Source organism: Providencia rettgeri, from assembly GCF_013702265.1.
Classification (GTDB): domain Bacteria; phylum Pseudomonadota; class Gammaproteobacteria; order Enterobacterales; family Enterobacteriaceae; genus Providencia; species Providencia zhijiangensis.
Map to the genome: position 1 here is coordinate 3,055,139 of NZ_CP059348.1, position 26,067 is coordinate 3,081,205.

23 protein-coding genes are annotated in these 26,067 nt (G+C 44.7%); 10 read left to right on the forward strand and 13 right to left on the reverse strand.

The features are described 5' to 3' along the window. Positions 1-79: 79 nt before the first annotated feature. On the forward strand, positions 80-841 hold the full coding sequence (locus H0913_RS14065; RefSeq protein WP_181477461.1) for a hypothetical protein: 762 nt from the start codon (positions 80-82) through the stop codon (positions 839-841). Between the two features lie 107 nt (positions 842-948). Here the strand turns inward: H0913_RS14065 and H0913_RS14070 are convergent, their stop codons facing one another. Next, positions 949-1,776, reverse strand: a complete 828-nt coding sequence (locus tag H0913_RS14070) for a phosphoenolpyruvate hydrolase family protein (protein WP_181477462.1) — start codon at positions 1,774-1,776, stop codon at positions 949-951. Between the two features lie 10 nt (positions 1,777-1,786). Next, complete coding sequence (locus tag H0913_RS14075; protein WP_181477463.1) at positions 1,787-3,007, reverse strand: Tm-1-like ATP-binding domain-containing protein; 1,221 nt, start codon at positions 3,005-3,007, stop codon at positions 1,787-1,789. Positions 3,008-3,410: 403 nt separating this feature from the next. Here H0913_RS14075 and H0913_RS14080 point away from each other — a divergent pair, with 403 nt between their 5' ends. Together H0913_RS14080 and H0913_RS14085 are read left to right on the forward strand one after the other, a co-directional pair. Then, the gene (locus H0913_RS14080) at positions 3,411-4,049 is read left to right on the forward strand and encodes a TetR/AcrR family transcriptional regulator (RefSeq protein ID WP_154602406.1); all 639 of its coding nucleotides are present in this window, start codon (positions 3,411-3,413) and stop codon (positions 4,047-4,049) included. Between the two features lie 191 nt (positions 4,050-4,240). Beyond that, positions 4,241-5,281 (forward strand): AbrB family transcriptional regulator, encoded by a 1,041-nt coding sequence (locus H0913_RS14085; RefSeq protein ID WP_181477464.1) that lies wholly within the window; start codon positions 4,241-4,243, stop codon positions 5,279-5,281. Positions 5,282-5,345: 64 nt separating this feature from the next. On the opposite strand, the gene H0913_RS14090 is transcribed toward H0913_RS14085, so the two are convergent. After that, the gene (locus H0913_RS14090; protein ID WP_036955602.1) at positions 5,346-5,693 is read right to left on the reverse strand and encodes a YacC family pilotin-like protein; all 348 of its coding nucleotides are present in this window, start codon (positions 5,691-5,693) and stop codon (positions 5,346-5,348) included. Between the two features lie 330 nt (positions 5,694-6,023). Between H0913_RS14090 and cueO the strand changes: the two genes are divergently transcribed. Beyond that, positions 6,024-7,688 carry a multicopper oxidase CueO gene (gene cueO / locus H0913_RS14095; protein WP_181477465.1) on the forward strand — a complete coding sequence of 555 codons (1,665 nt, stop codon included), beginning with the start codon at positions 6,024-6,026 and terminating at the stop codon, positions 7,686-7,688. Between the two features lie 115 nt (positions 7,689-7,803). Continuing rightward, positions 7,804-8,340, forward strand: a complete 537-nt coding sequence (hpt, locus tag H0913_RS14100; RefSeq protein ID WP_181478799.1) for a hypoxanthine phosphoribosyltransferase — start codon at positions 7,804-7,806, stop codon at positions 8,338-8,340. Between the two features lie 91 nt (positions 8,341-8,431). On the opposite strand, the gene can is transcribed toward hpt, so the two are convergent. After that, complete coding sequence (can, locus tag H0913_RS14105) at positions 8,432-9,085, reverse strand: carbonate dehydratase (protein ID WP_036955599.1); 654 nt, start codon at positions 9,083-9,085, stop codon at positions 8,432-8,434. 254 nt (positions 9,086-9,339) lie between these two features. On the opposite strand from can, the gene H0913_RS14110 reads away from it, so the two are divergent. Together H0913_RS14110 and H0913_RS14115 are read left to right on the forward strand one after the other, a co-directional pair. Beyond that, entirely contained in the window at positions 9,340-10,281 is a 942-nt protein-coding gene (locus H0913_RS14110; protein WP_154602409.1) for an ABC transporter ATP-binding protein, read from the forward strand. Continuing rightward, positions 10,278-11,048, forward strand: a complete 771-nt coding sequence (locus tag H0913_RS14115; RefSeq protein WP_108478347.1) for an ABC transporter permease — start codon at positions 10,278-10,280, stop codon at positions 11,046-11,048. The genes H0913_RS14110 and H0913_RS14115 overlap by 4 nt, the downstream gene beginning before the upstream one ends. A 129-nt stretch (positions 11,049-11,177) precedes the next feature. Here the strand turns inward: H0913_RS14115 and panD are convergent, their stop codons facing one another. The 7 genes from panD to sfsA all read right to left on the reverse strand — a co-directional run bounded on the left by panD (position 11,178) and on the right by sfsA (position 17,486). Beyond that, positions 11,178-11,558, reverse strand: coding sequence for an aspartate 1-decarboxylase (panD, locus tag H0913_RS14120; RefSeq protein ID WP_006659325.1), 381 nt, complete (start codon positions 11,556-11,558; stop codon positions 11,178-11,180). Positions 11,559-11,909: 351 nt separating this feature from the next. Then, positions 11,910-12,773, reverse strand: a complete 864-nt coding sequence (panC, locus tag H0913_RS14125; RefSeq protein WP_154602410.1) for a pantoate--beta-alanine ligase — start codon at positions 12,771-12,773, stop codon at positions 11,910-11,912. A 34-nt stretch (positions 12,774-12,807) separates the two neighbouring features. Beyond that, positions 12,808-13,599, reverse strand: a complete 792-nt coding sequence (gene panB, locus H0913_RS14130) for a 3-methyl-2-oxobutanoate hydroxymethyltransferase (protein WP_154602411.1) — start codon at positions 13,597-13,599, stop codon at positions 12,808-12,810. A gap of 66 nt (positions 13,600-13,665) precedes the next feature. Then, the gene (gene folK / locus H0913_RS14135) at positions 13,666-14,148 is read right to left on the reverse strand and encodes a 2-amino-4-hydroxy-6-hydroxymethyldihydropteridine diphosphokinase (RefSeq protein ID WP_154602412.1); all 483 of its coding nucleotides are present in this window, start codon (positions 14,146-14,148) and stop codon (positions 13,666-13,668) included. Between the two features lie 70 nt (positions 14,149-14,218). After that, positions 14,219-15,745, reverse strand: coding sequence for a polynucleotide adenylyltransferase PcnB (pcnB, locus tag H0913_RS14140; RefSeq protein WP_220127909.1), 1,527 nt, complete (start codon positions 15,743-15,745; stop codon positions 14,219-14,221). A 378-nt stretch (positions 15,746-16,123) separates the two neighbouring features. After that, the gene (dksA, locus tag H0913_RS14145) at positions 16,124-16,579 is read right to left on the reverse strand and encodes an RNA polymerase-binding protein DksA (RefSeq protein ID WP_006659320.1); all 456 of its coding nucleotides are present in this window, start codon (positions 16,577-16,579) and stop codon (positions 16,124-16,126) included. A 190-nt stretch (positions 16,580-16,769) separates the two neighbouring features. Continuing rightward, positions 16,770-17,486 carry a DNA/RNA nuclease SfsA gene (sfsA, locus tag H0913_RS14150; RefSeq protein WP_154602414.1) on the reverse strand — a complete coding sequence of 239 codons (717 nt, stop codon included), beginning with the start codon at positions 17,484-17,486 and terminating at the stop codon, positions 16,770-16,772. A 161-nt stretch (positions 17,487-17,647) separates the two neighbouring features. Between sfsA and hrpB the strand changes: the two genes are divergently transcribed. Further along, positions 17,648-20,107 carry an ATP-dependent helicase HrpB gene (hrpB, locus tag H0913_RS14155; protein WP_181477466.1) on the forward strand — a complete coding sequence of 820 codons (2,460 nt, stop codon included), beginning with the start codon at positions 17,648-17,650 and terminating at the stop codon, positions 20,105-20,107. A 231-nt stretch (positions 20,108-20,338) separates the two neighbouring features. Continuing rightward, on the forward strand, positions 20,339-22,867 hold the full coding sequence (gene mrcB / locus H0913_RS14160; RefSeq protein WP_181477467.1) for a bifunctional glycosyl transferase/transpeptidase: 2,529 nt from the start codon (positions 20,339-20,341) through the stop codon (positions 22,865-22,867). Between the two features lie 235 nt (positions 22,868-23,102). Here the strand turns inward: mrcB and hemL are convergent, their stop codons facing one another. Continuing rightward, complete coding sequence (gene hemL / locus H0913_RS14165) at positions 23,103-24,392, reverse strand: glutamate-1-semialdehyde 2,1-aminomutase (RefSeq protein ID WP_154602416.1); 1,290 nt, start codon at positions 24,390-24,392, stop codon at positions 23,103-23,105. 237 nt (positions 24,393-24,629) lie between these two features. Here hemL and erpA point away from each other — a divergent pair, with 237 nt between their 5' ends. Beyond that, positions 24,630-24,974 (forward strand): iron-sulfur cluster insertion protein ErpA, encoded by a 345-nt coding sequence (gene erpA / locus H0913_RS14170; protein ID WP_132496746.1) that lies wholly within the window; start codon positions 24,630-24,632, stop codon positions 24,972-24,974. Positions 24,975-25,188: 214 nt separating this feature from the next. Here erpA and btuF read toward each other — a convergent pair whose 3' ends face one another. Further along, positions 25,189-25,998, reverse strand: coding sequence for a vitamin B12 ABC transporter substrate-binding protein BtuF (gene btuF / locus H0913_RS14175; RefSeq protein WP_181478801.1), 810 nt, complete (start codon positions 25,996-25,998; stop codon positions 25,189-25,191). Between the last annotated feature and the right edge of the window lie 69 nt (positions 25,999-26,067).

Genomic DNA, 26,067 nt, shown 5'->3' on the forward strand with positions numbered 1-26,067 from the left:
TTTTATTCCCCTTCAGAATAACGCCATTATTTAGGATTGGTTCGACACCAGCATAGAAGAGTGTCAACGGAGAAATAGAATGGAAACACCCAAGGAAAAGAAACCGGTTACGAATAAAAATAGAGGGCGCCAATCCTCATCAGCAAGTTTTTTCCCTAAGAAGAAAGCGGCCAAAAGCGTTAAAGAGACCCACAATTCATTTAGCGTCGTTCGTGCTTTTTCGAAAATGATCAATTATGGATTTTCAATATTCTATGTGGGTTTTATTATTTCGGTTTGGTTTTTCCCTGAAAATTACAGTGTCGAGATTATTTATAACCTCACGTTGATCCTCATATTCGAGTTTATCCTAGTGCATTCCGGCGTATTTATGTCGGTATTTAAGAATTTTTTTGTGATATTAGGATTTGCCTTGGTTTATGGTCTTTTTGCGCTGGCCATTAATATGTCAGTGCTGGGAGATTCTCCCGTCATTTTATATCTCTACAGTGCGACAGTGGTCAACAGGATGCTGTTTGGATTAACCAGCCGAACCGACCAAGAACGCCAAGAGAATATGGGGTATTCCGCTTTAATGGCAATGAACTTTATGTTCAGTATCTTTACTGCGCTGTTGTTATCGTGGATGGTGCCGTATGGTGGGTTAACGCCAGCGTATCTGGAATCGATTCATTATTTAGACTCTATCGGTACGGGTGGGGAGTTTCCTGAAAAGCCGCATGTGGCGTTTGCGTTTGGCGTGCTCTATTTTTCGTTGCCTGTTGTCTTGCCTGCGTTATTTGGGCTACTGAGTTTACGCAAAAAGAAAAAAGCCCAAATGGCCGATGTGGACGGTCAATAGGTTGGATAGCCAATAAGTTGAATAATAAATAGAAAGAAAAACGCCTACCGAAGTAGGCGTCCTGGTGTTGGCAAAAATAAAGTAAAACAAAAAATACAGAATGAAAACTAGCGAGTTATTGATTTAAATTGCTGTGTGGTCTCTTTCAATGCCACTTCTGTCGGTAAACGTTCCATGGAACTTGCACCGTAGAAGCCGTGGCAATCTGGGCTGTGCGCTAAAATATATTCTGCATCTTCCGGTGTGGCGATAGGGCCACCGTGGCACAGAATAATCACATCATCACGTACAGATTTTGCGGCTTTCGCCCAATCATTGATAAGTTCAACGCAATCCGCCAGTGTGACAGCGGTTTCCGCGCCGATGTTGCCGCCAGTGGTCAGGCCCATGTGTGGCACAATAATATCCGCACCCGCCTGTGCCATTGCAATGGCATCTTCACGGCTAAAGACGTATGGCGTGGTTAATAACCCTTTTTCATGCGCCATGCGGATCATATCGACTTCTAAACCGTAACCCATGCCTGTTTCTTCTAAATTGGCGCGGAAGTTACCGTCAATCAGTCCGACGGTTGGGAAGTTTTGCACCCCAGCAAAGCCAGTTGCCTTGATATCATCAAGGAATTTATCGAACTGACAGAATGGATCGGTACCGTTAACCCCAGCAAGCACAGGGGTGTGCTTCACGACAGGGAGAACTTCTTTCGCCATATCCATCACGATTTCGTTGGCATTACCATAAGCCAGCAGACCGGCGAGAGAGCCACGACCTGCCATACGGTAACGACCTGAATTATAAATAACGATTAAGTCGATGCCACCGGCTTCTTCACATTTAGCGGACAGACCAGTACCTGCGCCACCGCCAATGATGGGTTCTCCACGAGCAATCATCTCTCTGAAATTTTTCAGTAAGTCTTCGCGGTTATGTTTCATTGATGAACCTCTACTTGTTTACTATTTCCTGGTGTAATTCAATAACCTGCTCACAGAATTCAGGGGAATTAATGTGATGCGGGCTTAATATTAATTGTCGTTTTTCTGTTGTGACTAAGTGCTGTGTTAATGCGTCGATAAAGGCTTGGTCTGCCTGCGGATCCCAAAATGGTGCGCCGTCGATGTCTAATGCGGAAAAACCGGCTGTTGGGATAATAAAGCGAATTTCGCCCTCACAAGCATTCAGCTTTTCTGCTATCCAATGTCCCATTTGACGGTTTTCTTCTACGGTTGTTCTCATCAGTGTGACTTGGGCATTATGGTGATAAAACTGTCTGTCTTTATACTGTTCTGGCACGGTGGAAGGGCGACCAAAGTTCACCATATCCAACGCACCGCAAGATAATATGCAAGGTGTTTGAGTTCGCGCGATGGCACCAAAGCGGTCTTCATCGCAAGCCAATACGCCACCAAATAGGTAGTCGCACACTTCCGTGGTGGTGATATCCAAAACGGAATCTAATAAGTGGCTATCAATCAATTTTTCCATGGCTTTGCCGCCACTTCCCGTTGCATGGAATACTAGGCAATCATGGTCATGTTCTAATTTTGCTGTCAATTGCTGGACGCAAGGGGTGGTGACACCAAACATGGTCAAGGCAATGGCGGGTTTATTTTCAGCGGTATCGGCTTCACCGTTATCAAACCAGACAGCGCCAGCAATTTGGTTGGCTGCATTTTTCAGGACTTTACGTGAAATGACATTGAGTCCAGAAACATCCGTGACGGAGTACATCATGGCGATATCACTCGCGCCGATATACCCGGAAATATCGCCCGAGGCCATGGTGGAGACCATAAGTTTTGGCACACCGACAGGTAAAATTTGCATTGCTGGTGTAATCAGTGCCGTACCCCCTGAGCCGCCTAGCCCAAGTATTGCGGCGACGTCAGTTTGTGCAGCAAGATAGAGGCTGAAGGCTTGCGCCATCGCTTCTATCGCTTTCCCGCGATCTCCGCAGAAAATGGCGCCAGCACCTTGAGGGTGGAAACTGGCAACCATTTCGGCGGTGACATCAGCATTTTTTTCTAATAATGATGGCTGAGTACTCAAATCAACGGTACGTACAGCAAGCCCTGCATTTTTAATTAAGTCACTGACATAAAAAAGTTCAGCGCTTTTGGTGTCTAGGGTGCTTGCGACATAAATAAAACCCTGATGCTTTGGCATAGAAAAATCCTTTGTTTTTTATGTAACTTTGTTTGGTTACTTAATATGTGTAGGGTATGTTGAATTTTCCATCTCAATGAGACTATAGTATCATTTATGATAAGTCAATAATGAGACTGTAGTCTCATTTTTTGGCGTTATCTGCTTGGATGTATAGAAGATGATTTGTATCTTATTGATTAAACATTATAAATAGAGTGGTTATCATAAAATAGTTAAACCAGATTAATGGTTTTTGTCCATGAATATTTAAATATAATGATTTACCGTGCTGTATTTATAGCGTAATTTCGAGAGCGAGCACACAACATACTCGTCAGACGATTAAGAATGCTTATCGGAAAATATGTACTGTGAAAGATATTGTCTACACTCATAGAAAGGCGATTTTAAGGATAAAGACATGCCACTGAGCCATCTCATGCCAGACTACAAAGGAACGCGCAAACGTACCTATAATTTACTCGTGTCAACGGCAGTTGATCTATTTGAAAAAGGGGCAATGCCGTCAGTGTCTGAGTTAGCGATGGAAGCGGGCGTTTCGCGTGCGACTGCGTATCGTTATTTTCCAACGCAAAGTGATCTGATTGCCGCGACAGTGAATGTTAGCCTCGGCCCTATTTTGACGTGGAAACCGCAAAGCGAAAAAACAGAAGAGCGGATCGATGAGCTGTTACGTTATGCATTTCCACGTATGTTTGCTCACGAAGGGGTTTTGCGTGCAGCGTTACAAACATCACTTCAACAGTGGGCGCTTGGGCGTTCATCACCTTCACCGGAACCCGAAGAGAAACGATTAGAGCGTGGTAATCGTAAAGATATTTTGGCGATGGTAACATCACCGATGAAATCTGAGTTTCCGGATGAAGTCATTGATAAAGTGATTAAAGCATTTTCCGTGATCTACGGATCGGAAATTTTCTTGGTATTAAAAGATATCTGGAAATTGGATAACGATCAGGTCACTGAAATCGCACAATGGATGGCAAAAGCGATTATTAATCAAGCGACTGCGGATAAGCAGCAGATTGAAAAACCATAGACATTAACCCCTCTCAAATTCACCTAATATCCTCCTGTCTATAGGGGGATTTTATGCACCTCGTAGGATTATCGGTCAAACCTTCACGAAAAACAGGCACGACACTCATTTCAGCATTCTTAGCCTCATGAGCTTGAATGATTGTGATATAACTTAATCTCATAATTAATTATATCAATGGTTACTGTCCGATGATAAAGCTGATAAAAATGAGTGTTGGGATCATTCTTTGTGCCATTGTTGGCGGTGCTCTCACTTATATCGGCATTCCCTTAGCGTTGATGTTTGGCCCTATTATCGCCATTATAATTTTCCATCGTTTTGGCTTCTCATTTCCTATCCCTAAACATACCATTACTTTTGTTCAAGTGACGCTCGGAACCTCTGTGGGGTTGATGTTTAATCAAGTGTCGCTGAAGGATGCAGATAACTTATTGTTACTGTTATTGATGCTGGTGGTCTGTTTGGCCGTGCAGTTTTCATTTAGCTTTTTCTGGTTTCACCGCAAGGTCGGGTGGACAAAACAGGAAGCGATGTTGGGCTCGGTACCGGGAGCAATGGCCGCTATCCTTGCCTTAACGGATCACACCCATACTCCGCCGCAAAAAATTGTCATCTCACATACTATCCGTTTGATTATCCTTATTTTATTGGCAGGTTTAGTAGTAGGAAGTGAGGGCGATCCTCAGCCACTAATTGAATGGCCAGCGTTAACCCTAGAATCCACGTTCTGGTTATTGGTGATTGTGACCGTAGGCGTGGTGGTCGGGATGTTTTTGCAACGTCTCCGAGTACCGGCGCCTTTTATGTTGACGTCCCTCGGGGCGGCAACGTTAATTCAAGGTTGGATTGATGTTCAGCTCGATTTCCCATTGATGCTGACTGAGCTGAGCATGGTGTTAATTGGGATGAATATCGGAAATCATTTCATTGTATTCCCGCTATCCGCGCTGATAAAAAATATCTACTCTTCAGCCCAAGTGGTGATCATCAATATTATTTTGACCTTTTTGATCACGGTGTTTGCTGCGTGGATCACGGGGGATGATATTGCGGTGTTATTGTTGGCTTGGGCACCGGGAAGTATGGAAGCGATGACTTTCGCAGCAATAACGATGAATTTAGATGCGGGCTTTGTCATGTCGAACCATATTATTCGGATGGTGATTATCCAAACGATTCCATCAGTAGTTCTGTTTTGGCAGGAGCGAAAAGGGAAGAAAGAGGGATAAGATGGAAACATGTATCGATGTGGATTATAAGGGGCATCGACATGTTTCCGCTGGGATTTTAGGCTTATTTTACGTAAGCAAATAGCCCTAAAGAGTCTCTCGCCAAAGATTGGCATTTAAACTCTTGAGTCAGTGGAATACCTTTTAAATCATCGTAGCTTTCTTTATTCAGCTTACTCATTTTATCGGAGTTGTAGTTTCCCAAATCCCACTTATTACTTTTCGCAAAATAAACAATGGCGCGTTCAATTTCTCTGTCAGGAATTTGGGAATAGCCGCAATCATATTTTAAATAAATAAATACAGCGGTCAGATCAGCGAGGTCTTCAGCTTCATTGGTAGAGAGTGCTTTGGCGGTATTGGTTAGCCCCAAAAGCATCATTAAGCATGACATCAATATAAATTTTTGCATTCGATATTCATCTGGTTTTTATGTCAAGTAACATTAGCATAAGAACATACTCGCATTACATCAATTTGCCTGATTTCTTTATGGCTACGATGTACTCTATAGATACTAAGTACTTTAGATTATTTTGTGTATAGATTCGTTAGTCAATTCTAACTTTCTTAAATCTATGTAATAAACCCATATTAGATGCATGGGTTTATTGACCTTCCTGTAAGGGGAAGCTTTATCATCCCAATCATTAAACCACGTTTTGCTTGGCAAGGGCAATTTCAGACTTGTCATACCGTGCTCACTGATTGTTGATTTTGATAAATAAAAGGAAGGTTATCTATGTTACGTCGTGATTTTCTGAAGCTGAGTGCCATCGCTTATGCTGCGAGCGCACTGCCAGTTTGGAGCCGCATGGCTGTTGCTGCCGGGAATTATCCCACATTGGCTATTCCACCACTTGTAGAACCGGATGCACAAGGGAATATTCAAATCGCTATCAAGCAAGGTATTTCACAGTTTGTACCAGGCAAGAAAACCACGACGTGGGGATATAATGGTGATTTATTGGGACCCGCACTTAGCCTGAAAAATGGGCAGTCAGTTAACATTAATATCACCAACCAATTACCTGAAGAGACAACCGTACACTGGCATGGGCTGGAAATTTCCGGCGAGCAAGATGGCGGGCCTCAAGCGATTATCGCTCCCGGAGCTAGCCGTAAAGTCAATTTCACCCTCAACCAACCTGAAGCCACTTGCTGGTTCCATCCTCATACTCACGGAAAAACGGGTTACCAAGTGGCGATGGGGTTAGCGGGATTAGTGCTTGTTAAAGATGAGGATAGCCAAAAACATGGCTTACCGAGCGAGTGGGGCGTCGATGATATTCCCGTTATTCTGCAAGATAAGCGCTTAAAAGATGACGGACAAATTGATTATCAATTAGACGTCATGAGTGCTGCCGTGGGCTGGTTTGGGGATATGATGCTGACCAATGGAGCAGTTTATCCTAAACATGTCGCACCGAAAGGCTGGATCCGCCTGCGGTTATTAAACGGTTGTAACGCACGTAGTTTGAACGTATCGACCAGTGATGGACGAAAAATGTATGTGGTGGGCAGTGATGGTGGATTGCTGGCTGAACCTATCGCATTAACTGAATTGCCGATTTTAATGGGCGAGCGCTTTGAAGTATTGATTGATGCCTCTGATGGTCGTTCCTTCGACCTTGTCACTTTACCTGTTGGGCAAATGGGAATGACCATCGCGCCATTTGATCAGCCACTGCCTGTTTTACGCATTGAAACGACTTTAAGTGCGGGAGCTGGAAAATTACCTGAGCAATTAGCAACGATTGCTGCCATTCCTTCACTGACGGGGCTAAATCGCCGTAAATTCCATTTGATGATGGATATGCGCTTGGATATGCAAGGCATGATGATGCTGCGCGAAAAATATGGTCCGCAGGCGATGGGGAACATGGGGGGTCATGGTGGTATGATGGGGAATATGGATCATTCCAATATGAATGGTGGCAATATGGGGAGTGGAAACATGAACCATGGCAATATGAATAACAGCAATATGGGTCATGGCAATATGGCAGCTGGTACGCAAAGTAATGGCGGTCATTGCGGTATGGGCACGGGTGATCTGGATATTCATAATGCGAACACCATCAATGGACAGGTTTTCTCAATGACCCATCCTGCGTTTAATGCGCCGCTAAATCAGCAAGAGATTTGGGTGATTTCAGGGCGTGGCGATATGATGTTGCACCCATTCCATGTTCACGGAACGCGTTTTAGGATCCTCAAAGAAAATGGTCGTCCAGTTGAACCGCATCGCCAAGGTTGGAAAGATATTGTGAAAGTGGAAGGCCAAGTGAGCGAAGTCTTAGTGGAATTTAAACATACTGCGACGCCACAGCACCCTTATATGGCACATTGCCACCTACTGGAGCATGAAGATACTGGCATGATGATGGGCTTTACCGTAGGCTAAGGTCATCGAAACTGGCAGTGGCGATGTGGTCACTGCCATTTGTTTTGTCGTCGCGTCTTTGTGTGGCTTATGTTAAAATTACGCGCTTTCCTTTCCCATACATGCGTAATAGATGATGAAACATACTCTGGATGTAATGATCTCTGAAGAAGAGATTGCTCAAAGAATCAGTGAATTAGCAGACAGCATTAGTGCTCATTACCAAGACAAACAAGGTGATTTAGTGCTGGTTGGTCTGTTAAAAGGCTCCTTCATTTTTATGGCGGATCTGTGCCGTAAAATCACCGTACCTCATGAAGTTGATTTCATGACCGTATCAAGCTACGGCAATGCAATGACATCAAGCCGTGATGTGAAAATCGTGAAAGACTTAGATGAAGATATTCGCGGTAAGCATGTGCTGATCGTGGAAGATATCATTGACTCAGGCAACACGTTAAATAAAGTCCGTGAGATTTTTGGCCTGCGTGAGCCTGCATCTGTAGCAATTTGTACTCTGTTGGATAAGCCTTCTCGCCGTGAAGTGGATGTACAGGTTGAGTGGATTGGTTATTCAATCGAAGATAAATTCGTTGTCGGTTATGGTATCGACTACGCGCAGCAGTATCGCCACCTGCCGTACATTGGGCATGTTACCCTGCTGGAAGAGTAAGTTTTTTAAACTGTATTCTTAGCAATAAAAAGAGCAGCCTAGGCTGCTCTTTTGCTATCTTATTTTCGAATACTATCTCGTTTTCGAAAAATTATTTTTTCTGTGTGAGCTTTGAAATAGCCTCACGATAACCTAACTCTAACTTCTCGCGGCTATCTGAGGTAATGTGTAAGTCGTGTAAGCGACCATTATTGATACCGTAAACCCAGCCGTGGATCATGATTTTCTGACCACGTTTCCATGCGGATTGCATGATAGTGGAGTGACCTAAGTTATACACTTGCTCAACCACGTTTAATTCGCAAAGACGATCTAAGCGCTCGCACGGTTTTAGTTCACCTAACATAGAGCTATGGCGATACCAGATATCTCGAATGTGTAATAACCAGTTATTGATCAGGCCCAATTCGGTGTTATCCACCGCTGCTTCAATACCACCACATCCATAGTGACCACAGATAATAATGTGTTCGACTTCCAGAACATCAACCGCATACTGAATAACTGATAAACAGTTTAAGTCCGTATGAATAACTAAGTTCGCCACATTACGGTGAACGAAGAGATCCCCAGGGGCTGCGTTGATCAGCTTTTCGGCAGGCACTCGACTGTCTGAACAGCCGATCCATAGAAATCTTGGTTTTTGAGCTTTTGATAATTCTTTAAAGAATTCAGGATCTTTTTCTTTTACAGACGCTGACCATGCTTCATTATTAGCAAACAGCTCTTCAATTTTTCTCATCATGACTTATAGCCTAGTTGTGTGACTTTGCGATAAAATCTTATACAGCATTTATTGATTAAATAATAATTAGTTATACTAATTTCACATCTATGATGAACCACTCATTTATACATGACAACCCTCATTAAGGGGGATGTTGAATAATATATTGTTAAATTATTATCACTTTTCTGCATAACATCCGACAGGAAAAAGTGGCATCATTAATCTATATTGCCTCCAAACAGCCCCAAGAATAAAGGTATTTTTAATATATGACTTACGCACTCGAACTATCGCAGCTGACCAAAACCTATGCAGGTGGCGTGAAAGCCTTGCGTGGCATTGATTTAAGCGTGGAAGATGGTGATTTCTATGCCTTACTTGGACCGAATGGTGCAGGAAAATCAACAACGATTGGCATTATTAGCTCATTGGTCAACAAAACCAGTGGCTCGGTAAAAGTGTTTGGCTATGACTTAGATAAGCAAGTTGTCCTGGCTAAACAGCAACTTGGGTTAGTGCCTCAAGAGTTCAACTTTAACCCGTTTGAAACGGTCTTACAGATTGTTTTAAACCAAGCGGGTTATTATGGTGTTCCTCGTCATGTGGCAAACCAACGTGCAGAGCAATATCTTACTCAATTAGATTTGTGGGAGAAACGTAATGAGCGTGCGCGTAATTTATCCGGTGGGATGAAACGCCGCCTGATGATAGCTCGTGCCTTGATGCATCAGCCAAAACTGTTGATCCTCGATGAGCCGACTGCCGGTGTTGATATTGAACTGCGTCGTTCTATGTGGACGTTCCTGAAAAAGCTGAATGCACAGGGCACCACCATTATTTTGACCACTCACTATCTGGAAGAAGCGGAAATGCTGTGCCGTAATATCGGGATCATTCAGCATGGTGAGCTGGTGGAAAATACCAGCATGAAGCAGCTTTTAAGCCAGCTAGAGTCAGAAACCTTTATTTTCGATTTAATGCCAAAAAGCCCAATTCCAAGTCTAACGGGGTATGAATCTCGCTTAGTGGATACGTCAACTCTCGAAGTGGATGTGAAGCGTGAGCAAGGGCTCAATGGCGTATTCAGTCAGTTAAGTGACCAAGGAATTCAAATTTTGAGTATGCGCAATAAGGCTAACCGCCTTGAAGAGCTGTTTGTCAGCTTAGTGAAAAAAGATAACCAAGTTTCAGAGCAGGAAGGTGCGCAATGATCTCGCTATATTGGGTTGCCCTAAAAACGATTTGGATCAAAGAGGTCACTCGCTTTGGTCGTATCTGGGTGCAAACATTGCTGCCACCTGTAATCACTATGTCGCTCTATTTTGTGATTTTCGGAAACTTAATTGGTTCACGGATTGGCGATATGGGCGGTGTAGACTACATGCAATTTATCGTCCCTGGCCTTATCATGATGGCGGTGATCACTAACTCATACTCTAACGTCTGCTCGTCATTCTTTGGGTCTAAATTCCAGAAAAATATTGAAGAACTATTAGTTGCTCCCGTACCGACTCACGTGATTATTGCCGGTTTTGTTGGCGGTGGGGTTGCACGTGGGATTTTAGTCGGATTCTTGGTGACTATTGTATCTCTGTTCTTTATCCCATTGCAGGTTCATTCATGGTCTATGGTGGTGATCACGCTGTTATTAACGGCGATTGTGTTCTCCCTTGCGGGTCTGTTAAATGCGATTTTTGCCAAAACCTTCGATGACATCAGCATTGTTCCAACCTTCGTTTTAACGCCACTGACCTATCTGGGTGGGGTGTTCTATTCGCTATCTTTACTGCCGCCATTCTGGCAAGCAGTTTCTAAGCTCAACCCGATTGTGTATATGATCAGTGGCTTTAGATATGGCTTTTTAGGCATTGCAGATGTGTCTATCGTCGTGACTTTGAGCGTATTAATGGTGTTTTTAATTATCTTCTATGCTTTGACATGGTATTTAATTGAACAAGGTCGCGGATTAAGAAGTTAACCTAGCAAATAGGTTGAGTTGAGGGTGAAATGGGACTTTTCGCCTAATATATAAAGAGGGAAAATCACGCATTTACCCCTCTTTATATGTCACTTTAAATGCCCCTAAGAGGGGCATTTCTATATTAAATTAAGCCACTTGAACAGGCACGGCTTTAGCAATGCGGCTCATTGTGTTGTTCGCATCAAAGTAAGCCACTTTTGGTTGATGCTGGCGGGCCTCTTCATCAGGTAACATACCGTAAGTGCAAATAATCAGCTTATCGCCAACCGCAGCGCGACGTGCCGCAGCACCATTCACAGAGATAATTTTAGAACCGCGTTCTCCTGCAATCGCATAGGTTGAAAAACGTTCGCCATTATCCACATTATAAATATCGATAGCTTCGTATTCTAAAATGCCGACAGCATCCAAGAAATCCTGATCGATGGCGCAAGAGCCTTCATAGTGAAGATCAGCTTGAGTGACCGTAGCGCGGTGGAGTTTGCCTAGTAGCATTTTTCTTTGCATTTATTCTTCCTCATTCAAGCCACAGCGTTGTTGGCTGCGTGCTCTTGCCCTAGTCACATACTTATGTATGCTCCTAGGGTCGCGTTTACTTGCCGCCTAGCTGTGACATGAATGGGTTTGAATAAATCTCAGGTTATTCTTCCGTATTCAAGCCACAGCGTTGTTGGCTGCGTGCTCTTACCTAGTCACATTTATTCTTCCTCATTGTATGCCACCGCGTTGTTGGCTGCGCGCTCTTGCCCTAGTCACATACTTATGTATGCTCCTAGGGTCGCGTTTACTTGCCGCCTAACTGTGACAGCAATGAGTTTGAATAAATATTAGGTGACTTGAATCTAAAGTATTTTGTTTTTAAGCGATATCGAGCGGTAACTCGACTTGCAGATTGTCGATTAAACGGGTTTGACCTAACCATGCGGCCATTAAAATCACAGCGCGGCGGCTGGAAACCGTCAGTTCGCCGAGGTTATCGGCATCGCGAATAAAGAGCTCGTCAGGGGTAAACCCTGCTTGGCGCAAAGACTCTTCCATTTCACCAATTAAACTGGTTGCTGCCGCGGGAGAGTTCGTGAGCTTCTCACCTGCTTTTTGCATAATCGCAAACAGCTGAGGGGCGATTTTTAGCTCATCGGCAGACAAATTATTATTGCGTGAACTCAGAGCCAGGCCATTCTTAGCGCGAACGATAGGGACACCGACAACCTGAATATCGAAAGAAAGGTCAGTTACCAATTTACGTACTAACTGAAGCTGCTGATAATCTTTTTCACCAAATAATGCAATATCAGGCTGCACGAGATTAAATAGCTTGGTCAGCACTGTTGCAACGCCACGGAAATGCCCTGGACGGCTAGCGCCTTCTAGCATGGTGGAAATTTCAGGTACTTCAACGTAACTTTGGTTGTCCATACCTTCAGGATAAAACTCGGCGGCAGACGGTGCGAAAACTAAATCAACACTTTTACGTTTCAGTTTTTCGCAATCTTCCTGCAAGGTACGAGGGTAATTGGCTAAATCGGATTGACGGTCAAACTGCATTGGATTGACAAAAATGCTGGCAATGACAATGTCGGCTTGCTGTTTAGCTTGGTCAATCAGTGTCAGGTGCCCATCATGTAAATTGCCCATCGTTGGGACAAACGCAATACGTTTGCCTTCTTGTTTCCAGCGACGAATTTCACGGCGCAAGATTGGCGATGTTTCAACGATCCGCATACTTCCCATCCTTATCGTTATATTTTATATAGAATTACGAAAATGAGTGAGCGTCACTCGGATAAATTTCTTGCTCAACTTCTTGAATATAGAGGCGAATTGCATCGTGAATATTGCCCGCTTCAGCCAGAAAGTTTTTGGCAAACTTCGGTGGTTTAGCGGTGATCCCTAACGCATCGTGCATCACCAGAATTTGCCCGTCAGTGCCATTACCCGCACCAATACCAATGACTGGCAACAGTAATTCTTCAGTCACTTGGTTCGCAAGGGATGTCGGTACACACTCAAGAACCAGCAGCTGAATACCTGCATTCTCGAGGGCAATCGCATCTTTGATAAGCTGATTGGCGGTAACTTCATCACGACCTTGGACTTTATAGCCCCCAAGGACATTCACCGCTTGTGGGGTTAAGCCTAAATGGCCGCAGACCGGTACGGAGCGTTCACACAGCATTTTGACGGTTTCACATAGCCAGCTGCCACCTTCGATTTTCACCATATTCGCGCCAGCTTGCATCAAAATAGCGGCATTGGCACAGGCTTGCTCCGGTGTTGCATAACTCATAAAAGGCATGTCGGCGATGATGAATGTGTTAGGGGCGCCTTTACGTACGCAGCGAGTGTGATAGGCGATTTGCTCGATGGTCACTGGTAGGGTGCTAGTTTCGCCTTGGATAGTCATACCTAAAGAGTCACCAACCAGCATCACTTGGATACCTTGCTCAGCAAACAGTTGAGCAAAACTGGCATCGTAGGCTGTAATGGTAGCGAATTTGTGTTTCTCTTTTTTATATTGACACAAATCAGCGAGAGAAATGGGTTTCATTAAAATAACCTCCGGAAATGATTTCTCTTATGACCATACCTGAACGAGGTTAAACACATTAGGAATTTATTCCCAAAGCATTAGGCCATTTTGAGGGACGTGTGTAAGTCTTTCTGACAGTTTTTCACCATCAGGAAAAATCAGGGAAGGGGTAATGTCACTGAGCGGATAAAGCATAAACTCACGCTCTTTTAGCCCATAATGTGGAACAGTTAAGCGCTCGGTGTGGATCACTCGATTGCCAAACAACATGATATCGAGATCTAATGTTCTCGGCCCCCAGCGCTCATCTTTACGAACACGGCCTAAATCTAATTCAATTTTCTGGGTGTAATTGAGTAATTCTTCAGGTTCGAGTTCAGTTTCCAGCAAAACTGCCAGATTGAGATAATCAGGTTGATCCTGTGGGCCGAGGGGTTTAGTTCGATAAATAGAGGAAGTGCTCACAACGCGAGTGCTTGGAATCGCATCTAATGCGGCAATCGCTTGTTGTGCTTGCTTCAGTGGCTCGCCTAAGTTGCTGCCAATGGCAATGTACACTTGCTCCATCTCTTTATCTCTCTATCTTAATCTCTCTATGGTGATCGCAACGACCGTTTAAGTCGCTGCGATTGAACCATTATGATTTATTCGGTTTTCTATTACCGGATTGTGATGAACGATGCGGACGCTGGCGGCGGCGAGTTGGGGCACTACCGAGTTCCGAGATCATTTCACGCTGTTTCTGTGCATTAGCTTGTTGGAAGTCATTCCACCATAAAGCGAGTTCTTGTAGCTCATTACGGTGTTCTACATTGGCTCGAAGCTCTAATAAATCAAAGGCAGCACGGAATTTAGGGTGCTCCATCAATTTATTCGCACGACGCCCTTGGCGACGTGGTAAACGTAATTGCAACATCCAGATATCACGCATGGTGGTCGTAATACGTTTTGGTATTGCAATAGAGCGGCACTGTTCATCCAGTACATCATTCATTGCCAGCGCAAAGGCATCATAGTAAGCAAGACCGCCTTCCTGTGATAGTTTCTCTGCGTGCTCAGTGACGGGATACCATAACATGGCTGCAAATAAAAATGCAGGGTTGACGCGCTTATCATTTTTTAGTCTGAAGTCGGTGTTTTTTAACACCTGTTCAATGACTTTTTCCATTGGTGAGTCACCATTCTCAGTGAAGCGGCTCGCAATCACTGGGAACAGTTGTTCAAACAGATGATACTGATTCAGCATTTTATAGGTGGCGTAACCATAACCTGCTTGAAGTAATTTTAATGACTCTTCAAACAGTCGTGCAGAAGGGATTTCACGCAGCAATGGAGCTAAGCGATGAATTGGCTCTGCGGTATTTGGCTCGATACGCATATTCAGCTTACAGGCGAAACGCACGGCGCGGATCATACGAACTGGATCTTCACGGTAGCGAGTTTCTGGGTCGCCAATCAGACGAATAACGCCATCTTTTAAGTCTTGTAATCCATTGACGTAATCGCGTACGGAGAAATCATCAATGTTGTAATACAGGCTATTGACAGTAAAGTCACGGCGGATAGCATCTTCTTCAATGGAACCGAAAATATTGTCGCGAAGCAGCATGCCATTTTGCGCTTGAGATGACAGGTTTTTATCATCGACTTCTTGGTCGTGGTGACCGCGGAAGGTGGCGACTTCAATAATTTCTGGGCCAAACATAATATGCGCAAGGCGGAATCGGCGACCAACCAGTCGGCAATTACGAAATAGCTTGCGAATTTGTTCTGGGGTTGCATTGGTGGTGATATCGAAATCTTTTGGCTTTTGGCCTAATAATAAATCACGTACACCACCGCCAACTAAATAGGCTTCATAGCCATTTTTATTAAGGCGGTACAATACTTTCAGTGCATTTTCACTAATGTCATCACGCGAGATTATGTGTTGAGCGCGTGGAATAACGGTAATCGATTCTTGTTTCGTCACGGATGTTCGCTTCTGTGTTTGAGCATCGGAACGTTTAGAGGGACGAACCGCTTTCTTTGTTTGTCTCGTATTCTGGTCATGTCTAGTATTCTGCTCATGCCGAGTTTTCCTCTCAGATTTTTTCTCTGATGCAGAAGGAGTGACTGGCCTTTCACCGGCTGCCTGTGTGTCTCGCGCACCACGCTTTGGCATCGAGTCCTGTTCTGCGGACGATGCTGGTTCATTGCGAGATAAAATATTGCGGCAGAAATTTGCTACTCGGTTAAAAATAGTACACCTCGATGTCATTACATAGATTCATTAAACAAAATAAGCGGCTAATCATAGCTCACTGAAGTTTCTTTGAGAATGGTTAAACGAATAAAAGTCATGGCTAATTATTTTTTATATCAATTAAACCAGTGAATATTATACAAATTGTAGCTTTTTGCGCGAGACGCAAACGATAACAAATGTAGAGAAAATGAGAGAAATAAAGATGAGGAAAAGGGGAGTTTAAACATTTTTGAGGGTGCGAATCCTTATAACGGCGCAGGGTTAATGCGCCGTTGAGGACTCCCAAAACAACAATTAGCCAGCCATCTGCTTTTCGCGGATCTCTGCTAATGTTTTACAGTCGATGCACAAATCTGCTGTTGGACGCGCTTCCAAACGACGGATGCCAATTTCCACACCACAAGATTCGCAGTAGCCAAAATCTTCATCTTCAACTTTCTTCAGCGTCTTTTCGATCTTCTTGATCAATTTACGTTCGCGATCGCGGTTACGTAATTCGAGGCTGAATTCCTCTTCCTGAGCGGCTCTATCAACGGGGTCTGGAAAGTTAGCTGCCTCATCTTGCATATGAGTAACAGTCCGGTCCACTTCATCTCTGAGTTGATTGCGCCATGCTTCGAGAATGAGCTTAAAATGCGCCAATTGGGCTTCGTTCATGTACTCTTCGCCAGCCTTCTCATGATAGGGCTCAACCCCGGCAATGGCGAGAATGCTTAAGGACGATGTCTTACGTTTTTGCCCTTCTTGCATAATGCTTCTCCTACACACGCAAATTTTACAAAAACCCCAAGGGGGAAAATTTAAGGTCGCTATAAATATCAGAAGACAGCCGTCTTGGCAATCGTTCATGTGATGAGTTTTGTAATGCTGTGAGGACAAGCGTGTTTCTTCCCTTCACTAGCACTCCTAACTCGATGACCTTGTTTAAATATCGACTAATCTAAAATGACTTAGTCGGGGTGAAGCGAATTGATGTCCCTATTTGCATTTTTTGTTTAGATATATCCACTTGATAACACAGAACTTCGACGCCATTGGCTATAGCCTGTTCTAACAATGCTGCATATTGAGAGTCAATATGTGCAGCCGCGGATACTACGTGGATACCGCTATGTAAAATTACAAACATAAGTATGGCGCGTTTTCCTTCTTTCGCAATCATAGTCAGCTCTCTAAGGTGTTTTTGTCCTCGGATTGTCTGAGTATCAGGGAAATAACCATGGTTGTTTTCCAGCAAAGTCACTGATTTTACTTCAATAAAACAATCAGCTAAGCCCTCTTGAGTGAGTAAAAAATCAATTCGACTGTTTTCACTGCCATACTTCACTTCAGGGGTCACTATACTGTAGTCAGATAATTCTGGAATATGCTTTTTTGCCAACGCTTCTGCCACTAATTGATTTGCTCGCAGCGTATTAATACAAATTAGATGGTTGCTTTTGGTTTGCGTTAATTCCCAGCTGTACGGATATTTTCGTTTTGGATTATCCGAGGTGGAGTACCACACGGTATCCCCAGGCGTTGCACAGCCTGTCATCGCCCCAGTGTTTGCGCAGTGTATCGTCATTTCCTCACCCTCGGGGGTGACGACATCCGCTAAAAAACGTTTATAGCGTTTAATTAAGATGGCTGATTTTAAAGGGGGGATAAATTCCATGTATTCTCCGTTTACCGCGTTGTTTGTGACATAACATAGCACCATGCTATAGATGGGCTTGGATAATAGACAGTATTAATGCGTCATATTCGTTAATGCGACAATTTGTTAATGCTACAATGCTTCTCATAGAAAGTTAAACCTCATGGAGTTACCCCTTAGTGTTCCCTATCTTAGAAGTAAGTGATGACTTACTCGCTGCTCTAGCGAAATCCTCTCAAGTTCTGTTGCATGCGCCGACGGGAGCAGGGAAATCAACGGTATTGCCGCTAGAAATCCTCAAAAGTGGGCAGATAGAAGGGCGAATTATTATGTTAGAGCCGCGGCGTATTGCAGCGCGTTCAGTCGCCGCTCGCTTGGCGCAGCAGTTAGGGGAGTCGGTAGGGGAAAGCATTGGTTTACGTATGCGCTCAGAAAGCAAAGTGAGTGCAAAAACGCGTTTGGAAGTCGTGACGGAAGGGGTTCTCACTCGCCAATTACAAAATGACCCGATGCTTGAAGGTGTCGGATTGGTCATTTTGGATGAATTTCATGAGCGTAATTTGCAGGCTGATTTAGGTTTAGCGCTGTTGTTGGATTCTCAGCAAGCACTGCGGGACGACTTAAAAATTCTACTAATGTCCGCTACGCTGGATGATCAAGGGCTTAGTCAGTTATTTCCCGATGCGCCGGTGATAAGTTCGCAAGGGCGGGCATTCCCTGTTCAACGAGAATATAAGCCCATCAATCCGAACAAACCGTTTCATCAAGAAGTCGCGAGCGCGGTTTGGCAGCTGATGCAGCAACAAACTGGCTCTTTGTTACTCTTTTTACCGGGTGTAGGCGAAATTGAGCGGACGAAAAGCGAGTTAGAAGGGTTAGTGACTGACGATGTGATGTTGTGCCCAATGTATGGCGCACTATCAATTCAAGCCCAGCAACACGCGATTCTGCCTGCCCCCGAAGGAAAACGTAAGGTTGTGCTGGCGACCAACATTGCGGAAACCAGTCTCACCATCGAGGGGATCCGTTTAGTGGTGGATAGCGGTTTTGAGCGCGTAGGGCAATTTAACCCGCGAAGTGGGCTTACAAAGCTCATTAAAAAACGCATTAGCCAAGCTTCAATGACTCAACGTGCGGGGCGAGCAGGGCGTTTAGAAGCGGGTGTATGCTGGCACCTAATGAGTGCCGAACAAGCCGAACGTGCAGCACAATTTAGTGAAGCGGAAATCAATAATAGCGATTTAAGCGGGTTATGGTTAGCGCTCCTTCAATGGGGTTGTCACGATATTTCTCAACTCCAATGGTTAGATGTTCCCCCTGAGGCGGCATTATCGGCAGCGAAAACTCTGTTATTCAAATTGGGTATCACCGATGCCCAAGGGAAACTCACGTCGATGGGCAATAAAATGGCGGGAACGGGAACGTCAGTGCGTACTGCGGCGATGCTGTATCACGCGCAACAAACTCAAAATAAATCCGTTATTCAACTTGCTGCATTATTAACAGCAATTATTGAAGAGCCTCCCCGCGGCGAAGTGATTGACTTACATACCCACTTAGAACGCCCGACGGAAAATTGGTGCAAACGCGCCTCTATCTTAAGTGGTGAGAAAGTTACCCATTCTTTAGGGAAAACTTCTGGGTTGATTAGTGAGTGGTTACCAACCTTACTTGCCACAGGGTTTCCTGACTATATTGCGAAATCCAGAGACAACCAAACCCGTTATCAATTAGCCAGCGGGTTAGGGGCAACACTGAGTGACAATAACCCACTAATGGGCAATACATGGCTGATGGTAGCGGCATTATGGCAGTCAGAAACCTCGGCAGATGCACGTATCTCCTTGGCATATCCTATTGAAATTGAAAAGCTTCAACAGGATTGCCCGCATCTTTTTAGCACTCAAGAGACAGTTGAATGGGATGAGCAGCGGGGGAGCTTGCTGGCATGGCGCCGCTTGCAATGTGGGCAGTTAGTCGTGAAATCTCAACGGCTAACTAATCCAGAACCGGATGAGATTAAAAAAGCGCTGGTTTACTGGCTTCAGCAAAATGGTTTGCAACAGTTAAACTGGCAAGAAAATACCTTACAGTTGCGCATTCGTTGTGAATTAGCGGCGCGTTATTTTCCTGACTCGCCATTGCCTGCAATGGATGATGAGACTTTACTCGAGACGCTTGATGAATGGCTAGCCCCCTATCTTAATGGCGTGACAAGCAAGAAAAAGCTGCAAGAAATTGATTTAATGAATTTATTATTGAATCGATTGGATTGGCAGCAACGCCAATGGCTCGACAGCACTTTCCCTATGACCTATGTTGCCCCTTCTGGGAGCGAGGTAAGTATTCACTACGCGTTAGACAAGCCTCCGGTGGTTGAAGTTCGCCTGCAAGAAGTGTTTGGTGAAAAAGCCAATCCAACGGTGGCAAATGGCAAAGTGACATTAACATTATCATTGCTTTCACCGGCAAGGCGCCCTATTCAGATAACTCAAGATCTCGGTGCATTTTGGCAAGGGAGCTATAAAGAGGTACAAAAAGAGATGAAAGGGCGTTATCCAAAACATCCTTGGCCAGATGACCCTGCAAATGCCGAACCAACACGACAAACAAAAAAAGCGATGATGAGTGCGAAATAACCTAATTTTGTGCTCTAATAACGGGCTGTAAATTAGGCAATGGCGCCCAATAGGCAGCGTAAGGAAGTGTAATTAGGAGCTTTCTTCCGTGAAATTCCTTGAATTATGAGCCAAAATTAGCCTTATGTTACATTTACGCATCTGTAATTGTGCTTACGCACATGTCGTTATGTTTGCGCATACATAGTTAGATTTTAATGCCTATTTAGGTATAGGAGATATGGAGCGACCATGTCCGGTAAAGATTTTGAACCCATTGGCAGACGCAAAAGACGCGCTGCTGAGAAACAATCCTCCTCTTCACGCCGCCGTAGACGCCGCGATGATTATGATGAAGATCTGTATGATGACGAAGATATTGATGATGAATATCTTGATGATGAAGACGATGAAGAAGAGCAAATGACCAAAAAAGGCTCAAAAAAGAACAAACCTCGCAAGAGTAAATGGCGCTGGTTCTGGCTGCTAGTTAAATTAATGCTGGTTCTCGCAGTGATACTGGCGGCTTACGGTTTTTATCTAAACCAACAAATTAAAGAGCGCCTTGATGGTAAGGTGTGGGACTTGCCTGCGGCAGTATACGGACGCATGGTAAACCTTGAGCCGGGTATGGATTACAGCCAAGCTGAAATGACCAACCTGCTTGAAGGGATGCAGTACCGTAAAGTCAGCAAAATCACCACATCCGGTGAGTTTGTGGTGAAAGGCAATACCATTGAAATTTTGCGTCGCCCATTTAATTTCCCAGACCAAAAAGAGGGGCAGGTCCTCGCGCGTCTGGTGTTTGAAAATGGCATGCTGAGCAAGATTGAAAATATTGAAAATGGGCGCTCGTTCGGTTTCTTCCGTTTAGATCCGAAACTGATCACCATGATGCAATCTGCGAATAATGAACAGCGTTTAGTGCTGCCAATGGCGGATTTTCCTGAATCCTTGGTGAAAATCCTCCTCGAAACGGAAGATAGAAACTTTTATGAGCATGATGGTGTTAGCTTATATTCTATCGGTCGTGCGGTGGTGGCGAACGTCACCGCGGGTCGCTCCGTGCAGGGGGGAAGTACCTTAACGCAGCAGTTGGTGAAAAACCTATTTTTAACCAACGAAAGAACCCTGAAACGTAAAGCTAACGAAGCCTTTATGGCATTGATTTTAGACTACAACTACAGCAAAGAACGCATTCTTGAGCTGTATTTGAATGAGGTCTATTTAGGGCAAAATGGTAATGACGAAATTCGCGGCTTCCCGCTGGCGAGTTTGTATTACTTTGGCCGACCAATTAATGAGTTAAGCTTTGACCAACAAGCATTGCTGGTGGGAATGGTGCAAGGTGCATCGACCTTTAACCCGTGGACTAAGCCACAAAATGCGATTAAACGCCGTAACATTGTGCTTAAAATCCTCGAAACCCGCGGTGTTATCGACAATGAGATGTACCAAGTTCTGAGCGCTCGACCACTCGGTGTGAAAAACAAAGAAGGGTTAGTCGCATCTCAACCCGCGTTTATGCAGATGGTGCGACAAGAGCTAAGTGAGAAGCTTGGGGATAAAGTTAAAGATCTCTCTGGTGCGAAAATCTTTACGACCTTAGATCCTGTGGCGCAAACGGCGGCGGAAAATGCAGTCGAGTTCGGCGTGGCTGATTTACGTAAAGCACGTAAATTGGATGATATCGAAGGTGCCATGGTGGTGGTTGACCGTATTAACGGCGAAGTGCGTGCAATGGTCGGCGGCTCTGATCCACAATTCTCAGGCTTTAACCGAGCGTTGAATGCCCGTCGTAGCATTGGTTCTTTAGCAAAACCACCAGTTTATTTAACGGCATTAAGTGAGCCAGACCGCTTCCGTTTAAATACGTGGCTATCCGATGAACCACTGACCATCAAAGTCGGTAATCAAAGCTGGAGTCCACGAAACTATAGCCGTAACTTCAATGGCCGTATGATGCTGGTGGATGCATTAGCGAAATCACAAAATATTCCAACCGTAAACTTAGGGATGGAAATTGGTCTCGACCAAGTGATGAATACGTTTATCCGCCTGGGTGCACCAGAAAGTGCGATGGAAAAAGTGCCTGCGATGTTGTTAGGTGCGGTGAACTTAACGCCAGCTGAAGTGGCGCAAGTGTACCAAACCATTGGTGGCGAAGGTAATCGTGCAAAATTATCTGCATTACGTTCAGTGATTGATGGTGATGGCAAAGAGCTGTATCAAAGTTACCCATCCGCAGAGCGTGCCGTACCATCTCAAGCCGCTTATTTAACGCTGTTTGGTATGCAGCAAGTGGTACAGCAAGGGACTGGGCGCGTATTACTGAATAAATATGGTAAATACAATCTGGCGGGTAAAACGGGTACCACCAACGATCTGCGTGATAGCTGGTATGCGGGTATCGACGGTAAGGAAGTGGCTATTGTCTGGGTCGGTCGCGATAACAACGGACCAACACAGTTAACAGGCTCAACAGGGGCATTACGTGTTTATCAGCGCTATTTAGATAACCAAACGCCACTGACACTTATCAACCGAGCGCCAGAAGGGATAACCGACATGCGCGTCATGATGGATGGCCAATTTAGCTGCTCTGATTTAGGTGGCGGCAGAATGTTGCCAGTCTGGACAGAAGATCCGCAAAGCCTATGCCAAGGATCAGCATCGCAAGATCCGGCGTGGAATTTGAATGGGAATGGTGAGGCTCCGCAAGAGGATACTGCCCCGGACTGGGTGAAGGATATGTTTGGCGATTCTCCATCATCCCCTTAATTCTCGTCATATTTCACGCTGTGGCTGTGTTGGTTTCACGCAGCCACTTGAGTCACATACTTATGTATGCTCCCCAAGATGTCTTTGTTCACCGCCTTGCCACAACATGAACTATTTAGAGAATTGCATTGTTCATGTTGTGCTTGAAATAGATAAAACAAACAGAAAATAGATAAAAAATAGGCGCCGTCTTATGTAGATGGCGCCTATTTTTTTGAGCGGTTTATTGCGGGGATTATTCGGCTTTGATTTTTGCCAGTGCAATTTCCGCGGCATCGATGGTGCGCTGGATATCTTCATCGCTGTGGGCGACAGACATAAAGCCCGCTTCGAATGCAGATGGTGCTAAGTAAACGCCTTCTTCTAACATGTAGTGGAAGAATTTCTTAAAGCGAGTCACGTCGCATTTCATCACGTCTTGGTAGCAAGTTACAGACTCAGCGTCAGTGAAGAACAGACCAAACATCCCGCCCACATGGTTGATTACCATTGGCACGCCTTGTTCTTTAGAAACACGGGCTAAGCCACGAGCCAGCTTATCGGTCAGTTCTGTTAAGCGTGCATGAACTCCCGGTTGAGAGACTTCATTTAAGCAGGCTAAGCCAGCTGCCATCGCGACAGGGTTACCAGAAAGTGTGCCTGCTTGGTAAACCGGGCCGATAGGCGCTAATTTTTCCATCACTTCATAGCGACCGCCAAAAGCACCCACTGGCATACCGCCACCGATGATTTTACCTAAACAGGTTAAATCCGGTTGTACGTTGTAGTGATCTTGAGCGCCACCGAGTGCAACACGGAAGCCAGTCATCACTTCATCGATGATCAGCAGTGCATTGAATTCATCACATAATGCACGCAGACCCGGCAGGAATTCTGCGGTTGGTGGAACGCAGTTCATGTTGCCCGCAACAGGTTCAACAATCACACATGCCACTTCTTCAGGGTAGTTTTCGAAAGCTTGGCGTACAGAGGCTAAATCGTTGTATGTGCAAGTTAATGTATGCTTAACGAAATCTTCAGGTACGCCCGGAGAGTTAGGCTCACCCATGGTCAGTGCACCGGAACCTGCTTTCACTAATAGGCAGTCAGCGTGGCCGTGGTAGCAACCTTCGAACTTAATAATTTTATCTCGACCTGTATAACCACGAGCAAGGCGGATCGCGCTCATGGTGGCTTCAGTGCCGGAGTTAACCATACGGATCATATCGATAGATGGCACTAACTCACACACCAGTTTTGCCATTTCCACTTCAGCAGCCGTTGGCGCACCAAAGCTTAAGCCTTTATTGACTGCTTTAATCACCGCATCGCGGATAGCCGGATGGTTGTGACCCAATACCATTGGACCCCAAGAACCCACATAGTCAATGTAAGCTTTGCCATCGACATCATAAATGTAAGCGCCATCAGCGCGTTCGATAAATAACGGAGTACCACCCACACCATTAAAGGCGCGAACAGGGGAGTTAACACCGCCAGGGATCAGCTGTTGGGCTTCATTATATAATTCTTCGGAATGGTGCATTGCAGGGCTCCTGAAAAGAGACTAAATAAAAAGTTGCCGCTATTCTAAAGCACAAGGGCGATTAAACCAATGCTATCAATCACAATGATGGATCAATCATAAAGATGAATAGTAACTCTGTGCTCAATTGTGTAACAACACTTGAACCAATGAGTCAGGTGACGGATAATTGAGAAATTGATCTAAGTAGGCTTTGCCTTACCTATGAATTTACCGGTCACCGGTCTGGAGTAATAAATGAGTGATGATGTAGCTCTGCCTCTGCAATTTACCGATGCAGCTGCAACCAAAGTCAAAGACTTAGTTGCCGATGAAAATAACCCAAATCTGCGTCTGCGCGTCTACATTACGGGCGGTGGTTGCAGTGGCTTCCAATATGGTTTTACCTTTGATGATCAAATCAACGAAGGGGATATGACCATTGAGAAACAAGGCGTTGCACTGGTTGTAGACCCAATGAGCCTGCAATATTTAGTGGGTGGAAGTGTGGATTATACGGAAGGGCTGGAAGGGTCGCGCTTTATTGTGACGAATCCTAATGCCAAATCTACATGTGGTTGTGGTTCATCCTTCAGCATCTAAAATTTTTCGTCTGATTTTTCGTCATATTTCAAGTTGTGACTGTGTTGGCTTCATTCGTCAACCCTAGTCACATACTTGTGTATGCTCCTAGGGATTTCCTCATTTGCCGCCTTGTCACACCTCGAACTATTTAGAAAAATCCTGCTGTATTCTCAAATTCTTAAATTCTTAAATTCTTTAATTCTTTAATTCTTAATGTCTACTTCTTTATTTTTCAGTTTGGTAGAGCGTTTAGCTGGTTGCATAGCTGCTCGGTGGCATTGATGATGCGGGGGCCGGCGCGGTGGAACCAATCCTCATTTAAGCGAATGATAGGGACATTGAGTTGAGTGCCCCAGAAAGCTTTGACGGCATTTTCTTGCTCTGGTGAGCCGGTCATGATGATGGCATCGGGCTTGCGGGTGAGAACTTGCTCACGGCTGACTTGAGGCCATTGGACTGCGCTGTTTTCAAAAACATTCTGAGCACCGCAAGTCTTAACCACATCATTTTGAAGGGTATGATTACCAGCGCTAAATAATGGCTGAGTGCCGAGTTGAATAAATAATTGCTTAGGTTTCTTATTAGTATCTAATTTATCTTTTTGTATCTTTAGCGCGCTGCGCATTTGGCTGATATTTTTCTCTGCCACTTCAGGACGAGGGCTGTATTGTGCAAGTTCCTCCAATGAGGCGATAACGCCATCAATACTTTGTGGATCAAAATAGACAATTGGAATCCCCAACGACGCCAGTTGATCTAATGGCCTCTGTGGGTTACCGCCTCGCCACGCTAAAATCAAATCCGGCTTTAAGGCAATAATTCGCTCCACATTTAACCCTTGCCAATCCGCAACTTGCTCAAGCTTTTTGGCAGAGTCGGGATAATTGGAATAGGCGCTCACTGCAACTAAGCTATCTCCCAATCCCACGGCATAAGCCAGTTCAGTATTAGCTGGCGATAAACTAATGACTCGGGATTTGGGGGCTGCGAATGCACTATTGATTAGGGTTAAGAAAAATAGAAAACCAATCAGTGAGCGCATGAGTTTGGTCGTTAGATTCATAGCATTACTTCACAAAGAGGTATTAGAAAAGGCATAAATGAAGGTCAG